Source organism: Planococcus antarcticus DSM 14505, from assembly GCF_001687565.2.
In the GTDB taxonomy this organism is placed as follows: domain Bacteria; phylum Bacillota; class Bacilli; order Bacillales_A; family Planococcaceae; genus Planococcus; species Planococcus antarcticus.
In genome coordinates this window covers 1478156-1494746 of sequence record NZ_CP016534.2, presented here as the reverse complement: position 1 = coordinate 1494746, position 16591 = coordinate 1478156, and the positions used below count along the sequence as shown (strand labels likewise).

Genomic DNA, 16591 nt, shown 5'->3' with positions numbered 1-16591 from the left:
ACGAAATAACGAAGTGTGTTGGCAGTAGGATAGATTCTATAATCAGCCAAAGTCTCAAAAAACAAAAAAACTGAGGCACCTGGAAAATCCAGACGCCTCAGCGGTTATACTTCTTATTAACGTGCCAATTTAGCAAACACAGTATGGAATGCTTGCACGGTTTTTGCAATATGCTCTTCCGTATGGGCAGTCGATAGGAACATGCCTTCAAATTGGGACGGCGGCAAGTAGATGCCTTCTTCCGCCATCAAGCGGTAGTAATCCGCGAACAAATCTGTATCCGAAGTTTTCGCTGTTTCGAAATCGACGACGTCTTGGTTTGTAAAAAAGAAACCAATCATCGATCCTGCGCGGTTAACGGTATGCGGGATATTGTATTTCGTCGCGGCTTCACGGAATCCTTTTTCAAGCTGATCGCCGCGTTCAACGAACACATCATAGCTTTCTTCTGTCAAACGAGACAAAGTTTCAAAGCCTGCACGCATGGCAAGTGGATTTCCAGACAACGTACCTGCCTGGTAAATAGAACCGCTTGGCGCTACTTGCTGCATGATTTCACGCTTACCGCCGAATGCGCCAACTGGTAATCCCCCACCGATCACTTTGCCGAGGCAAGTCATGTCCGGTGTGACACCAAAATAGCCTTGCGCACAATTAAAGCCGACACGGAAACCGGTCATGACTTCATCAAAAATAAGAACTGTGCCGTTTTCATGCGTCAAATTGCGAAGCTCCATCAGGAAGCCTTCATTTGGTGGCACAACACCCATATTACCAGCAACAGGCTCTACAATGACTGCAGCCAACTCGTTTCCAAATTCTTGGAAAGCTAAACGAAGGCTTTCGAGGTCATTGAATGGGACAGTGATGGTGTTTTTAGCAACCGACTCTGGCACACCCGGTGAATCTGGTAATCCTAAAGTCGCGACGCCTGAACCCGCTTTGATCAGCAGACTGTCGCCATGACCGTGGTAACAGCCTGCGAATTTCAGGATCTTGTCGCGTCCCGTATAGCCACGCGCTACGCGCAATGCACTCATCGTTGCTTCTGTTCCGGATGAAACCATACGAACCATTTCAATTGATGGAACACGTTCCATGACCAATTTGGCCATCATGTTCTCAAGTTCAGTCGGTGCGCCGAATGAAGTTCCAAGCGCTGCTGTTTCCTGAATGGCTTTAACCACTTCCGGATGGGCATGGCCCAAAATCAGTGGTCCCCACGACAAGACATAATCAATATATGTATTGCCGTCAATGTCTGTGATCGTCGCTCCGCTGCCAGATTGCATGAAAATCGGCTCCATATTGACCGATTTAAAAGCGCGGACTGGGCTGTTGACACCGCCCGGCATTAATGTTTTTGCTTCAGTAAATGCTGTTAATGATTTTTCGTAGGTCATTTTTCCCCCTCCAACCAGCGTGCTGCATCTTTTGCGTGATAAGTCATGACGATATCCGCTCCAGCGCGCTTCATGCTCAATAAAGTTTCCAAAACGATTTTCTCTTCGTCGATCCAGCCGTTCGCTGCGGCTGCTTTGACCATGGCATATTCGCCTGACACATTATAAGCAACAATTGGAATATCAAAGTTATCGCGAACTTCACGAATAATATCCAAATAAGACAATGCCGGTTTAACAATCATGAAATCGGCGCCTTCTTGAACATCAGAAGTTGCTTCGCGCAACGCTTCCATACGGTTTGCTGGATCCATTTGATAAGTTTTACGGTCACCAAATTGCGGTGTGCTGTGTGCTGCTTCGCGGAAAGGCCCATAATAAGCGGATGAATACTTGACGCCATAAGACATGATCGGCGTATTTTCAAATCCAGCCTGGTCCAGTCCGTAGCGGATCGCAGCAACGAAACCATCCATCATATTTGATGGCGCGATAATGTCAGCGCCAGCTTTTGCCTGTGAAACAGCAGTGCGTGCCAATAGATCAAGTGATTCGTCGTTCAGGATGACGCCGTCCTCAATCACGCCGCAATGGCCATGATCGGTATATTGACATAGGCACGTATCAGCAATAACCACTAATTCAGGATGGCGTTTTTTTGCAAAACGAATCGCTTCCTGGGTAATGCCGTGGTCGTGATAGGCTTGCGTGCCAACTGCATCTTTTTCGTTTGGTACACCGAAAAGAATGACGGAAGGAATTCCAAGATCAACGACTTCATCTAGTTCTTCGCCCAATTTATCCATTGAAAAATGAAAAACGCCTGGCATTGAAGAAATTTCTGTTTTAATATTCTCGCCTTCGACAACAAAAATCGGATAAATAAAATCCTCTTTATGTAAGCTCGTTTCACGGACCATTGAACGGATATTGGCTGAACCGCGTAAACGTCGATGACGATTAAAATTTAATCTTTTCATTTCAACAAACTTCCTTTCGCTATTTCATTGATAACTTCTATATAAGTATATTTTTCAGGAGTAAAATCTACCGTTCCACCGCTTGCTAAAATGGCCTGTTTTGTAACGTGACCAATCGCAGCGGTGCGGATATTCGACCAGTCTCCTCCTGACTGCCGGTAAGCCGACACAGCAGAAGGACTGGCAAAAAGAATGATGATGTTTTCCAAAATTACCAGTTTTTCGGCATTTCCTTTATTCAGAATCGTATCGTAAACCGTCCATTCATCTACCTGCATTGGCATCGAGGCAATAGTGTTTTTCGCCAAGGAGCCTTTGATGAACAAGCATTTGGCTTTTCCGGCAATTGCCGGAAACTCTTGAATGAAATAATCGGCACTGAAAATCTGCGGAATAAAATCAAGCGTATAGCCATGCTGCTGCAGAACAGCAGCCGTCTGATCACCAACTGCCGCAATTTTTGCCTGAACGGTTTCATGAAACTGGCAAAACACCTGTGCACTGGTACGGCTCGTGAAAATCAGCCAGTCGTAGCCATTGAAATCAGGCTTTTCCGACTGGCGAATCGAAGTTGTGACGAGCGGCAGGTAAAGCGTCTCTGCTCCCAGTGATTGTGCATGGCGGACTGCTTCCACCGGTTCTCTAGAGCCTGTGAAAACGATGGTTTCGCCTTCAAGCAGTTGTTCCTTCTCAGACATTACTTTCAGCTTTGACGCGTTGAATCAGATCGTAGCCGCCTTGTGCGCTAATTTTCTCAGCTACTATGCGGCCAGCTTCGATTGGGTCGCGGCTAATGGATACTTCCTTGAACACTTGGTCTGCTTCTGGTGATGAAATCAGTCCCGTAAATGTAATCTCGCCATTGTTGACAGTTGCATAGCCTGCGATCGGCACTTGGCAGCTGCCATCCATGTCTTTGAGAAATTTACGTTCTGCGTTAACTGCCAATGCAGTGTTTTCATGGTCGAGTTTTGCTAACTCTGCTATAAGCTCTTTGTCGTCTTCACGGCATTCAATCCCTAATGCGCCTTGTCCGATAGCCGGCAAGCAATCATCAACTTCCATGAATTCCGTAACAAGATCATCTTTCCAGCCCATTCGTTTCAAACCGGCTGCAGCTAAAATGATAGCATCAAAATCACCCGCCTTTAATTTTGCAAGACGTGTATCGATATTGCCGCGGATCCACTGAATATCAAGGTCTGGACGTATTAATAGCAATTGTGAACTGCGGCGCAGGCTGCTTGTTCCGACAACCGCCCCAACTGGCAATTCCATCAATTTGACATGATCGTTCGCAATATACGCATCGCGCGGGTCTTCACGGTCAGGAATACAACCGATTGCAAGACCTTCAGGTAAGACAGACGGCATATCCTTCATGCTGTGAACAGCAAAATCGATTTCGCGGTCAAACAGAGCTTGTTCGATTTCTTTGACAAATAAGCCCTTGCCTCCCACTTTTGAAAGCATAACATCAACGATACGGTCACCTTTCGTAACAATTTCCTTGATTTCAAACTCAAATGGCGCTCCCGCCGCTTTTAATTTATCGATAAACTGGTTGGTTTGTGTCAACGCCAGCTTGCTTCTTCTAGATCCTACTACAATTTTTCTCAAATGAATCCTACCTTTCCTTAATACCAAAAATGAAATTCAGATAATCGGCTGCCTAAAAAGAAATTAATCAGCAGCAATAAAAATGCATACGTATGGGCCAGTGCATAATTCATGCCATTTAATGAGCCCTTGCGATGCCACCATAATATGAAGCTGTAAACCACCAGCAAGATAAACGATCCAACAATCTTCATGTCGAGTATTGAAAATTCTGCGAGCGAAATGTAAGCCCATTGCAGCCCCAGTACCAATGACACAAATAACAGCGAAATGCCGACGAGGATTGAAATCGTCATGAATTGCTGCGTTTGGCTAAGCGACGGCAGATTACTCCATTGCTTTGTCCATTTTTTCTGCTTCAGCAGCCTGTATAAAATCATGTGAAGCACTGAAAAAACCAACGACAGGGAAAAAGCAACATAGGACAAAATGGCGAAGCTGATATGGATGAACAACAATTCCGACACCAATGCTTCCCCGACGGGCGACCGTTCGATCTGGACCGGCGCAAACGTATGAATCGTCATAAAGATAAATCCGATGATATTAATAAAAAACACCGCAAAGTCAAAACGATAAAAAATCCTCAAGACAATCGACAGCGTCACCAGCAGCCAAGCATAGAAATAAATACCTTCAAACAAAGTCAATATCGGGAACCGCTGGGTCTCAAAAATATACAGCCCTAAAAATATGGTTTGCAATACCCAGACAATACCGAGTAAAGTCATAGCAATCCGGCTGGCTTTTTTCTCTTTATATAAGTAATCTATAAAATAAAAAACAAGGCTGACAGCATATAGAATAACCATAGCTTCGTGCAGCCTTGCCATTGTTATATCAGCCATTCTATTCCCCTTCGTTTCCATAGTTAAAAGCGTTCCGTCTCTACATTTTAACATATAGATTCGAAAACGCCTCTTTCAGAAAGCTTAAAATGAATATCCGGGAATTTCAGTTGGTGATTGCTGGGTTTGAAGAACGGCTTTATCCGTTTTCTGTTTTGGTGCTTTTGATTGTTTCTCGATTTCCTGTTCCACTTCATCTTCAATTCCGAAGATTTGCATGAACAATTCCAATTGCTCACGGGACTTAGGCGCTCCACCCATTTCCTTCGCCTGCAGAATTGGATCTCTCAGCAATTGATTGATGATTGACTTGGTGTGTTTGTTGAGAATTTTCTTTTCACGATCAGTCAAATCCGGCATTTTGTTTTCAATGCTTGCCATCGTCTCAGCCTGAATGCCAAGTGCTTTTTGGCGAAGCGCAGAAATCACCGGTACAACGCCAAGCGTCGTCAGCCAGTCGTTAAACTGAATAGCTTCCTGATCAATCATGGTCATGATTTCACCAGCTGCACGTTCACGCTCTGCCAAATTCGCCTCCACGATTCCCTGCATGTCATCGATGTCATACAAGAAGACATTCTGCAAATCACCGATACGCGGGTCCATATCACGCGGTACTGCAATGTCTACCATGAACAAAGGCTTGCCTTTGCGCAGCTTCTCTACAAACTGCATCAACTCAAGGTCGATGACGAAGTCTGCCGATCCCGTTGAAGAAATCAGGATATCCGCTTCGAGCAATGCGCATTGCAATTGATTTAGAGGTTTTGCATTGCCACCGAATTTATCTGCTAACAGTTCTGCTTTCTCAAATGTCCGGTTGATCACAGTTATACGGTTTGCTCCGCTGCCCTGCAAGTTTTTAATGGCCAGTTCGCCCATTTTACCGGCACCTAAAATTACGACGTGCTTGTTTTTAAGCGTGCCAAAAATCTTCTTGCCAAGTTCAACCGCTGCGTAAGAAACGGATACTGCATTCTCACCAATTGCTGTCTCGGAATGTGCTTTTTTCGCCAAGGTTACAGCTTGCTTGAATAATTGGTTAAAGACAGTACCTGTTGTGCCGTGCTGTTGGCCTGCAAGAAAACTGTTTTTCACTTGTCCCAAAATTTGCGTTTCGCCCAAAACCATCGAATCGATGCCGGCCGTTACACGGAATAAGTGTTCAATCGCTTCGTCCTGCTCATGGACAAATAAATACGGAGAAATCGCTTCTTGCGACAAACCGAAATAATCGGCGAGGAATTGCTTCACATAATACTTTCCTGTGTGAAGCTGGTCCACGACCGCATAAATTTCCGTTCGGTTACAAGTGGAAACGATGACGTTCTCCAATATGCTTTTTTGCTCTTTTAACGCCTGCATCGCCTGTGGCAAATCAGTTTCGATGAATGATAGCTTTTCACGTATCTCCACGGGTGCAGAGCGATAATTCACCCCAACTACTAGTGTGTGCATGGGTACAAAACACCTTTCACGTTCAATATTTCATATAAATTTAGTATACCACTTATCATCTTTAGTATGCCTTTAAAATTGTGAACAAGACATGAATATAACTCTTGTTTATAATTATTATAAACTAATATTAGCAAAGGCGTTTCGTGTCCACAAGTATAACGCTCTTAGTCGGAATTGCCTGTTAACTTAGGTGGTTTTTGAGGTGAAGAAATCGCTTTAGGCTTACAGGATGTGGGTCATGCAACTGTCGCGACAGTTACCGAGGACGTCGCTTGAGTCTCAAGGGAACAGTGCAGCGACACACAAGAAATCTACTCGGGTAAAAAGCCCGAGTTAGTTCAGCGCAAGCCCGCAAGAAAGCGTAGCTGGTTTGCGGAATATCCTATCAATCACAAAAATTTCTCTTCACAAAAAAACACAACCCGAAGGCTGCGCTTTGATTTTATTGCATTCTGCTTTCGATTTCTTGCCATGCTTCGTCTTTACCGAGTCCAGTTTCGGCTGAGAAGACGATCAGTGGATCGGTTTTATCCATATCCAATGTCGTGCGGACAATTTTCTTATGTTTGTCCCATTTGCCTTTTGGAATTTTATCCGCTTTCGTCGCGATGATGATGCACGGAATTTCAAAGTGCTTCATGAATTCATACATCGCGATATCGTCCTTGCTCGGCGGATGGCGCAAATCGACGATCTGGATGACTGCGCGAAGTGGCTCGCGGTCTGTAATGTACCGTTCAATCATCTTGCCCCATGCTTCACGTTCGCTCTTTGATACTTTGGCGTAACCATATCCAGGAACATCGACATAGAACAGTTTCTCTTCAATTTTGTAGAAGTTTAAAGTCTGTGTCTTGCCGGGTTTGGATGATATGCGGGCCATGCTTTTGCGGCCGATCATTTTATTGATGAAAGACGATTTGCCGACGTTTGACCGTCCAGCTAAAGCGAATTCCGGCAGGCCGTCTTCCGGATACTGATCCGGGCGGACGGCGCTGATTACGAGCTCTACATTATTAACTTTCATTCATTTTCTCCTTCCAAGGCAATTTCTAATGCCTCGTCTGCTTGAGAGACCAGTTTAAAGGTCAGCTCTTCGCGGATGGTTTCCGGGATATCTTCCAGGTCCCGCTCGTTATCAAGCGGCAGGATGATGGTCTTCAGGCCAGCTCGGTGGGCGCTCAAGGTTTTCTCTTTGATTCCACCAATTGGCAGCACACGGCCGCGAAGTGTAATTTCACCGGTCATCCCGACTTCACGGCGAATCGGGCGTTTGGTCAAAGCGGATACCAGTGCAGTTGCAATGGTAATCCCTGCTGAAGGGCCGTCTTTTGGAACAGCGCCTTCCGGAACATGGATGTGGATATCGTGCGACTCATGGAAATTCGGGTCGATTCCAAGAGACTCGGCACGCGCACGAACAAATGACAAAGCCGTCTGTGCGGATTCCTTCATGACGTCACCCAGTTTACCTGTCAATTGCAGTTTGCCTTTACCAGCAGACAAGGAAACTTCAATTTGAAGCGTGTCTCCCCCGACCGTCGTATAGGCAAGTCCTGTGGCAACACCGATCTGGTTTTCCGTCTCTGCCATACCGTAACGGAATTTGCGTTTTCCGAGATACGACTCGACTTCCACCGCTCCGACTGCCACCTCCTCTATTTCTTTCGAAATGATCTGTTTGGTCACTTTTCGGCAGATAGATGCGATTTGACGCTCCAGTCCACGGACACCAGCTTCACGCGTGTAGTAGCGGACGATATTGAGTAGCGCCTCGTCTTCGAACTTCAGCTGTTCTTTCGTTAATCCGTGTTCTTTCAGTTGTTTGGGCGCTAAATGATTTTTCGCGATCATCTGTTTTTCGACTTCTGTGTAACCAGCAATCGAAATGACTTCCATGCGGTCGCGTAATGGTCCAGGAATCGACCCCAGATCGTTAGCCGTCGCAATGAAAAGCACATTGGAAAGATTATAAGTTTCTTCAATATAATGATCACTGAACGAATTGTTCTGCTCCGGATCCAATACTTCCAGCATCGCAGAAGACGGATCGCCACGGAAATCATTCGACATCTTATCGATCTCATCCAATAGGAACACCGGATTCACAGTTCCTGCTTTTTTCATCCCTTGAATGATTCGGCCTGGCATCGCACCGACATAGGTCCGGCGATGGCCGCGAATTTCCGATTCGTCACGGACGCCGCCGAGTGAAACACGGACGAAATTACGGTCCAGTGATTCAGCAATCGATTTTGCCAGTGAAGTTTTTCCGACACCGGGAGGTCCTACCAAGCAAAGGATCGGGCCGCGCAAGGAGTTGGTCATCTGCTGAACAGCCAAATACTCCAAAACTCGCTCTTTGACACTTTCTAAGCCATCGTGATCGCGGTCCAATACTTCTTCAGCGTATTTGATATCCAAACGGTCATCTGTCGCTTCTGACCACGGAATCGTCACTAGCCACTCAATGTAATTGCGGATAATGCCACTTTCAGCAGCTGCAGAAGGTAGTTTTTCATAGCGATCAAGTTCTTTAAGCGCTACTTTTTGAGTGGATTCAGGCATCTTCGCATCTTCAATTCTTTTTTTCAAGTCGACCACTTCAGCCGATTTGCCATCTTTGTCGCCAAGTTCGGTTTGAATCGCTTTCATCTGCTCACGTAAGTAAAACTCTTTTTGTGTTTGCTCCATCGCTTTTTTCACACGAAGGTTGATCCGCTTTTCCAGATCCACTACTTCTTGTTCGCTATGCAAACGTGTGATCAGTAGCTCTAAACGCTTGCTGATGTCAAAGGTTTCCAGCACCTCCTGCTTAGCAGCCACTTTCATGGAAAGATGAGAAGCGACCATATCTGCCAATCGACCTGGCTCTTCAATATCCGCTACCGTATTAAATGTTTCTGTTGTAACTTTTTTAGAACTCTTGACATAATTCTCGAAATGCTCCAGCAACAAACGCATCAGTGCATCCTGTTCTGCATCTCTCTCCGTTTCATCCGGGAAAGATGTCACTTCGACAACAGTAAAATCATCAGCTTCTTCGTAATTCTTCAATTGCCCACGCTCTAAGCCTTCAACTAAGACTCGAATCGTGCCGTTCGGTAATTTGAGCATTTGTTTGACGTATGCTAAGGTACCAACCTTATGAAGATCGTCTTTCTCAGGCTGTTCGGTGCTCATATCTTTTTGAGTCGCCAAAAAGATGATTTTGTCCTCCAGCAATGCCTGTTCTAGCGCAGCCACTGATCGTTCGCGGCCGACGTCTATATGCAGCACCATCGTCGGGAATACAAGAAGTCCACGCAACGGTAATAATGGCACACGTTTTGTTGTTTTTTTCTTAGCCATTTGGGAAGTCACCTCCAGGAGTATTTTCAACATGAATCTGCAATACCTAGGCTCTTAGGGTCTTAAGTCAGCCCGATTTTGCGAAAAAAACGCCGCTTCGCCAGATCGTCTTATGCCTGTCGGAGCTACCGGTCGCTTTCGCTTTTCTAATAAAAAACAGGCTAACTCAGAACGTGCGGATGCGCACGATCAGAGTCAGCCCGTATCATCCTTTTTGATTGGTTCAACTATCACCCTGCGAGAATTTTCCGCCGGGTGAAGTTCCACTCATTATGCGGATGTTTTCTCATTTTTGTCTTTAACGTACTCTGAACCATCTTCCAGCATTAGTTTAGGCTGTACGCTATCGGCAACAGTTTCTTTTGTAATGATGCATTCAACAATATCTTCACGTGAAGGCAAGTCGAACATTACTTCAAGCATTGTGTTCTCGATAATTGAGCGTAATCCACGCGCGCCGGTTTTGCGTTCAATTGCTAATTTCGCAATTTCAACAAGTGCTTCAGGCTCAAATGTCAATTTGACGCCATCAAGTTCCATCATTTTTTGGTATTGCTTGATCAATGCATTTTTAGGCTCAGTTAAAATTTCAACCAACGCTTTTTCATCCAATTGTTCAAGGCTTGCCAATACAGGCAAACGACCGATAAATTCAGGAATCAAACCAAATTTCAATAGATCTTCAGGAATCAATTGGCTGAGCAATGACTTTTCGTCCAACTCTTCTTTGTTCGGATCTGCACCGAAACCAATGATTTTATTGCCAAGACGGCGTTTGATGATTTGATCCACTCCGTCAAAAGCGCCACCTACGATGAACAATACATTCGTCGTATCGATTTGGATAAATTCCTGATGAGGGTGCTTGCGTCCGCCTTGTGGGGGTACGCTTGCAGTTGTACCTTCCAAAATTTTCAAAAGGGCCTGCTGAACGCCTTCACCAGATACATCACGTGTAATCGATGCATTTTCGGATTTGCGTGCTACTTTATCGATTTCGTCGATATAGATGATGCCTTTTTCTGCACGGTCAACATCATAATCTGCAGCTTGGATTAACTTCAACAAGATGTTTTCTACGTCTTCACCGACATAACCAGCTTCCGTCAATGAAGTTGCGTCTGCAATGGCAAACGGCACATTCAGAATACGAGCCAAAGTTTGTGCGAGCAGAGTTTTCCCGCTTCCTGTTGGTCCAATCAAAACGATATTGGATTTCGATAGCTCAACATCATCAATTTTGCTGTTTGAATTAACGCGTTTGTAGTGATTATAAACTGCTACAGCCAATGATTTTTTCGCTTTTTCCTGGCCGATAACGTAACCATTTAGAATGTCTAAGATTTCTTTTGGCTTAGGCACTTCTTTGAATTCTACTGCTTCATCTGTACCAAGCTCTTCTTCTACGATTTCCGTACAAAGCTCAATACATTCGTCACAAATATACACACCTGGTCCTGCGACCAGTTTACGAACTTGCTCTTGTGGTTTGCCACAAAATGAACATTTTAAATGCTCTTTCTCGTCATTGAATTTGAACAATGTATTCACCCCTATTCAAGCCATTATCTTACAAGATTATCGTAATTGTAGCAACTAATTGGATTCACCGTCAATTTCTCGGATTCATCCTTACGAATTCGGTGTTCTATGTAGCGGAAAACAAGGTGCGTCTCCGCACCTTGTTTCGCCTATAACTTATGTCTTGCCTATGTGTTATTCAGAGATTTTAGCGTTGTCCACTAGAAACTCAACTGTGTTTTGCATACGGATATCATTTTCAAGCATTTCAGTGCCACCTAGAGCTGTTTTGATCTGCTCGATGTCCATGCTGAATTGACCAGCCATTTTTTCAAGCTCTTTGTCGATGTCTTCTGAAGTAACTTTCATATTTTCAGCTTCAGCAATTGCTTCGAGTGTCAATGAAACGCGTACGCGTGTTTCAGCATCACCGCGCATTTGCTCACGAAGTGCAGCTTCGTCTTGTCCTGAAAATTGGAAGTACAATTCAAGGTTCATGCCTTGTTGAGTCAAACGCTGTTCGAAATCACTCATCATACGGTCCATTTCTGAATCGATCATTGCACTAGGAATATCGATTTTTGCGTTTTCAGCAGCTTTTTGAACCAACTCATCGCGAAGTTTCGCGTCAGCAGCTGATTTTTTCTCAGCAACTAAGCTATCTTTCATCTTTGTACGAAGTGCGTCTAAGCTTTCAACTTCAGGATCGATTTCTTTAGCCAACTCATCGTTCAACTCTGGAAGTTCCTTGCCTTTAACTTCGCTTACTTTCACTTTAAATGTTGCAGCTTTTCCTGCAAGTTCAGCAGCGTGGTATTCTTCTGGGAAAGTGACTTCAACTTCTTTTTCTTCTCCAGTTTTTACGCCTACCAACTGCTCTTCAAAGCCTGGGATAAATGAGTTTGAACCGATTTCAAGGGAATATTCGTTTCCTTGTCCGCCTTCAAAAGCTTCTCCATCTACAAATCCTTCGAAATCGATAACTGCTGTATCGCCTTCAACGATTGCTTCGTCTTCTTTAACAGTCAACTCAGCCAAACGCTCTTGGTTTTCTTTCAACTGGTTTTCAATATCTTCGTCAGTTACTTCAGTATCAGGTTTTGATGCTTCAAGACCTTTGTATTCACCAAGCTCAGCAATCGGTTTTACAATAACTTTAGCTGTAAACACGAGCGGCTGGTTTTTTTCGATTGTTTCGATGTCGATTTCAGGGCGGTCAACTGGGTTGATCCCTGCTTCTTCAACTGCATTCGCGTAGGCATCAGGCAAGATGAAATCCAATGCGTCCTGATAAAGTGATTCAACGCCAAAACGTTTTTCGAACATTTGACGAGGCATTTTCCCTTTACGGAAACCTGGCACGTTAATTTCTTTTACCACTTTTTTAAACGCTTTATCAAGACCAGCGTTTACTTCTTCTGCAGGCACTTCAATTGTAAGAATCCCTGTGTTACCTTCTTCTTTTTCCCATTTTGCTGACATATTATAAGCCCTCCAAACATTTTCTAAAAAGTCATTTTACGTTTTCTACGATTTTTGACAACTACAATAGTATAGCACACATGCCGACAGGTTCAACTATTTCTACCCATTCCGCATTTCAAACCATAGTTCTGCCTGCTGAATCAGCTCCAACAGCTTTTCATCTTCATTGAAAGAGGAAAGTCCGGTGAACAGGCCCTCCGTATAATCCATGTACGCTTGGGCCACTTCTATTTCATCATAATCATCCCAGACGAACGGATATAATAAGTAGATATGGCGTTCGAACAGTTCTTTCACCAATTCAAGACGTGTCGGATCTTTCGCCAAGTCTTCTTCCATAATTGCCATGATCTTTTGAATCCGACTGTTGTTTACCGGGTCTGGCAGTTCACTAATATTGAATGTCCCTTTGTAATTGAATTTCTGGACATTTACTTCTGCTTCGATCTTTTCCTGATGCAGCATGAATAATATGTATGTCTTCGTCAACAAATCAGCTTCTTTGTGCTCAATGATCGCCAGCAACTTTTTTTTGAGAGCCTGGTAAGAAGTTGTCGGCAAATCTAAAATCAATTGCTCCTGCTCAGAAGGGTGCAGCGCCAGGAATGTATCGATCACATACATTGATGCATCGACTTTCTCGGTCGAGACGTTTGCTGCAATCCGTTCGTTCAAATCACGCAATTGCTGGAACTGTTCAAGCCGCTCTTCAGGCAAGACTTTTTCCTCTATTAAAAGCTCAATCATCTTTTCCGCTTCTTCAAATTCGCGGACCTGCATTAAAATACTTATGTATAGCTCCATCGTCTCCAAGTAATGGATCGGACCGATCTTCAATAGTTCTCGGCATACTTCCAGGGCTTCTTCAAACTCCCCTAGTTCATATAAACAATAAGTATAGCCACCCAAAGCAGCAGCGTGTTCTGGTTCGTAAGTCAGCACCTGGTACAAGCTGTCGCGTGCCTCATCGTTTTTCTCTTCTTTTAAAAAAGTCATTCCTTCTGAAAGCAAGCGGTCTACTGTCGTCGGAAAGACGATGACATTCCCCATGCGTTTCAAATCCCGGTATTTCTTTCGCATCCTACCACCTCTTTTGTGTTTCATCATCATATCATATTCCCTTTTAGCCGAAAATAAAAACCTTATGGCAGACTGAGCGACCTAAACTTACCATAAGGGTTTCTGTTCGTTGCTCAGCTCCATCATTTTTGGGATTAAAGACAAGCCGACGGCAAAGAGCACCAGTATCAGACTTATCGAATAAACCAAGGGCACATTATAGATTGCGGTAAACGGCAACGGCAATAAAACCAGCCAGTTGATGAGCGTCATGCGCTTCCGTAATGCGGACATCGCATCGATCCGCTGAATTTCCACGACGCCTTTATTGATTCTTTCCAGGTCCATTGGGTTACGCAGCATTCACATGTCGGCATAGAAACGCCTCCTTAGTTATATAGTACGTATTGAACGGATTATGGTTTCAGTGTTCTTTGAATCGTGTCGGGTTGAAGTTGAGTTAAAAGGTAGTAGATCGTGGGATCAGATGATTAGTTTTTTCGTTTCGCTCTGACCACTTTGGGCATGACTCCTGCGAGGAACCGGTGAATTGCGCCTGTTTCATTGCTCCGTCTAGCCAATGGACGCGCGAATTAATCGAAGTGAGAGCCTCAATGTAGAAACTATAAGTTGTTCTCAAAAATCTGTATATAGCTGAAACTTTTATAGATGGTTGAGATAGAAAATATTGTATTTATATAAGTTGAATTAAAGAAACAGCTTTTTCAACTCAATGAGGTAGGGAAACGAAGAAATCGCTCCAGACGGACGCTTTAGGCCCAAAGGATGTGGGTCATGCAACTGGCGCGACAGGACGTCGCGGTGCCAGTTGCCAAGGACGTCACCCCAGCCTCCTCATCGCAAGCTCCTGCGGGGTCTCTTGGATGTCGCTTCACTGCTCCAGCAGCAAAGTCATTGAACGAAGGGAGTTCGGGCAATGGCTTTGCGACGAAGCTAGCGCAGCGATGCAGGAGCACATCTTCGCCCTTCGCCGTCTTACACTCTTTCTTCTGAGCATCCTTGAGTAACTAATCATCCGGATACGGAGCAAACCAGCGGAGACTCCTATGAGAGTAGCGTAAGAATCCACTCGGACAGCCCGAGTTCGTTCGGCGCAAGCTCTTAGCAGCTGATTGGCAGAACATTAACAGCCCGGAATCATTCGTTCAACTTATATAAACGCAAAGAAACCTCTCCGCCGTTCAATGAACGGCGGAGAGGTTTCTTTTTGAATTATGTACATTCCTATAATGTCCCAGGAGGGATTCGAACCCCCGACCGACGCCTTAGAAGGGCGTTGCTCTATCCAGCTGAGCTACTGAGACCAAAGCTTTCTTAGAGTCCAGACAGTGGCACCTGCTGACGCGGGCAACTTCGCTTTTCTTTTGAAAGACAATTTTAATTATAGAAATGATTTATAGAAAAGTCAATGCTATTTTAAAAAAACAATAAAATTAATTGTTGGGTTTTATTTTTCTTCATTTAGCCATGCCGGCATGCTTTCGCTGAGCTTACGCAAAGCATTGCCGCGATGGGAAATTGATGCTTTTTCATGCGGTTCAAGTTCGGCCATCGCTTTTTCCTGTGCAGGCACGTAGAAGATTGGATCGTAGCCAAAACCGTTATCACCCCGGCGCTCGTGGAGAATGGCGCCTTCGCATGAACCCGAAAAGGTTTCAGTTTGCTGTCCAGGAGCTGAGATCGCCAATACGCATCTAAAACGGGCTGTACGCTCGCTGTCCGGCACGCTATTCAATTTTTCAAGCACTTTATCGATATTCGCGCTATCGCTCTTAGCAGCACCTGCATAGCGCGCTGAGTAGACACCCGGTTCGCCGTTCAATGCATCAATTTCCAATCCACTGTCGTCTGAAATTACCGGAATGCCGAGCGCTTTTGATACCGCTTCGGCTTTCAGGATGGCGTTCTCTTCAAACGTCACGCCTGTTTCTTCCACATCCATGTCCTGTGCTACGTCAAGTAGCGTCAGTACTTTATAGCCAAGAGGCGCTAACATCGTTTCAAAATCTTTGGCCTTGCCTTTGTTTTGAGTTGCAATTACTATTTTTTTCATCGTTCTGCTGGCACCTTTTCACCGACACGTGCAGACAGTTCGCCTAATGCGTCCCGTTGCATAGCAACCAGTTGGCTGATTCCAGCTTCTCCAAGGTCCATCAATTCATTGAGCTGAGCGCGCGTGAAGGTTGATTCTTCCCCAGTGCCCTGCAGCTCCACAAAATGTCCTGCGCCGGTCATAACAAGGTTCATGTCCACTTCTGCACTCGAATCCTCTACATAATTCAAATCAAGAATCGAGCCGTTTTCAGCGGTTACACCGACACTGGTTGCAGCAAGAAAATCCGTTACTGGAAATGCAGGCAACTCTAATTTACCAATGGCCATTGTCATGGCAATAAATGCGCCTGTGATCGATGCAGTACGCGTTCCACCATCTGCCTGGATAACATCGCAATCGATCCATAGCGTACGCTCACCCAACTTCTCTAGGTCAACCACAGCACGCAAGGCGCGGCCGATCAGTCGCTGGATTTCCATTGTGCGCCCGCCGATTTTTCCGGCTGAAGCCTCACGTCGGTTCCGGCTGTTAGTAGCACGCGGAAGCATCGAGTATTCTGCAGTGATCCAACCTTTGCCCTGTCCCCGCAGAAATCCTGGGACTCTGTCTTCAATGGTGGCGGTGCAGATCACTTTTGTCTGTCCGACTGTGATCAATACCGAGCCTTCCGGATGAATCAAGTAATCGACGTCCACAGTTACTGGACGTAGTTCATCGGTTTGTCTATTATCTATGCGTGTCATAAAAAATCCTCCTTGTATATGCTAAAATAGCTTACCATATTTC

General features: G+C 44.9%; 14 protein-coding genes and 1 tRNA gene. All 15 read right to left on the bottom strand.

Translation table 11 applies throughout. The annotated features are described in order from the left end of the window. Positions 1-116: 116 nt before the first annotated feature. Positions 117-1403, bottom strand: a complete 1287-nt coding sequence (gene hemL, locus BBH88_RS07475; protein ID WP_065537043.1) for a glutamate-1-semialdehyde 2,1-aminomutase — start codon at positions 1401-1403, stop codon at positions 117-119. After that, complete coding sequence (gene hemB, locus BBH88_RS07470; protein WP_006830957.1) at positions 1400-2383, bottom strand: porphobilinogen synthase; 984 nt, start codon at positions 2381-2383, stop codon at positions 1400-1402. The genes hemL and hemB overlap by 4 nt, the downstream gene beginning before the upstream one ends. Continuing rightward, entirely contained in the window at positions 2380-3081 is a 702-nt protein-coding gene (locus BBH88_RS07465; RefSeq protein ID WP_006830958.1) for a uroporphyrinogen-III synthase, read from the bottom strand. The genes hemB and BBH88_RS07465 overlap by 4 nt, the downstream gene beginning before the upstream one ends. Continuing rightward, positions 3074-4003: a hydroxymethylbilane synthase gene (hemC, locus tag BBH88_RS07460; RefSeq protein ID WP_065537044.1), complete on the bottom strand. Its 930-nt coding sequence runs from the start codon at positions 4001-4003 to the stop codon at positions 3074-3076. Before hemC ends, BBH88_RS07465 begins: the two co-directional genes overlap by 8 nt. A gap of 17 nt (positions 4004-4020) precedes the next feature. Next, positions 4021-4851 carry a cytochrome c biogenesis protein CcsA gene (ccsA, locus tag BBH88_RS07455; RefSeq protein WP_006830960.1) on the bottom strand — a complete coding sequence of 277 codons (831 nt, stop codon included), beginning with the start codon at positions 4849-4851 and terminating at the stop codon, positions 4021-4023. An 84-nt stretch (positions 4852-4935) separates the two neighbouring features. Continuing rightward, entirely contained in the window at positions 4936-6309 is a 1374-nt protein-coding gene (hemA, locus tag BBH88_RS07450; RefSeq protein ID WP_065537045.1) for a glutamyl-tRNA reductase, read from the bottom strand. Positions 6310-6754: 445 nt separating this feature from the next. After that, on the bottom strand, positions 6755-7339 hold the full coding sequence (yihA, locus tag BBH88_RS07445) for a ribosome biogenesis GTP-binding protein YihA/YsxC (RefSeq protein WP_006830962.1): 585 nt from the start codon (positions 7337-7339) through the stop codon (positions 6755-6757). Then, positions 7336-9663 (bottom strand): endopeptidase La, encoded by a 2328-nt coding sequence (gene lon, locus BBH88_RS07440; protein ID WP_065537046.1) that lies wholly within the window; start codon positions 9661-9663, stop codon positions 7336-7338. Before lon ends, yihA begins: the two co-directional genes overlap by 4 nt. A gap of 270 nt (positions 9664-9933) precedes the next feature. Next, entirely contained in the window at positions 9934-11205 is a 1272-nt protein-coding gene (gene clpX / locus BBH88_RS07435; RefSeq protein WP_006830964.1) for an ATP-dependent protease ATP-binding subunit ClpX, read from the bottom strand. Positions 11206-11379: 174 nt separating this feature from the next. Then, positions 11380-12666, bottom strand: coding sequence for a trigger factor (tig, locus tag BBH88_RS07430; RefSeq protein WP_065537047.1), 1287 nt, complete (start codon positions 12664-12666; stop codon positions 11380-11382). 102 nt (positions 12667-12768) lie between these two features. After that, complete coding sequence (locus BBH88_RS07425) at positions 12769-13749, bottom strand: tetratricopeptide repeat protein (protein ID WP_065537048.1); 981 nt, start codon at positions 13747-13749, stop codon at positions 12769-12771. Between the two features lie 87 nt (positions 13750-13836). Next, the gene (locus BBH88_RS07420; protein ID WP_154669137.1) at positions 13837-14076 is read right to left on the bottom strand and encodes a hypothetical protein; all 240 of its coding nucleotides are present in this window, start codon (positions 14074-14076) and stop codon (positions 13837-13839) included. 903 nt (positions 14077-14979) lie between these two features. Further along, positions 14980-15053, bottom strand: a tRNA-Arg gene (locus BBH88_RS07415). Positions 15054-15196: 143 nt separating this feature from the next. Further along, positions 15197-15802 carry an XTP/dITP diphosphatase gene (locus BBH88_RS07410; protein ID WP_065537050.1) on the bottom strand — a complete coding sequence of 202 codons (606 nt, stop codon included), beginning with the start codon at positions 15800-15802 and terminating at the stop codon, positions 15197-15199. Next, positions 15799-16548: a ribonuclease PH gene (gene rph, locus BBH88_RS07405; protein WP_006830969.1), complete on the bottom strand. Its 750-nt coding sequence runs from the start codon at positions 16546-16548 to the stop codon at positions 15799-15801. Before rph ends, BBH88_RS07410 begins: the two co-directional genes overlap by 4 nt. Positions 16549-16591: the final 43 nt, after the last annotated feature.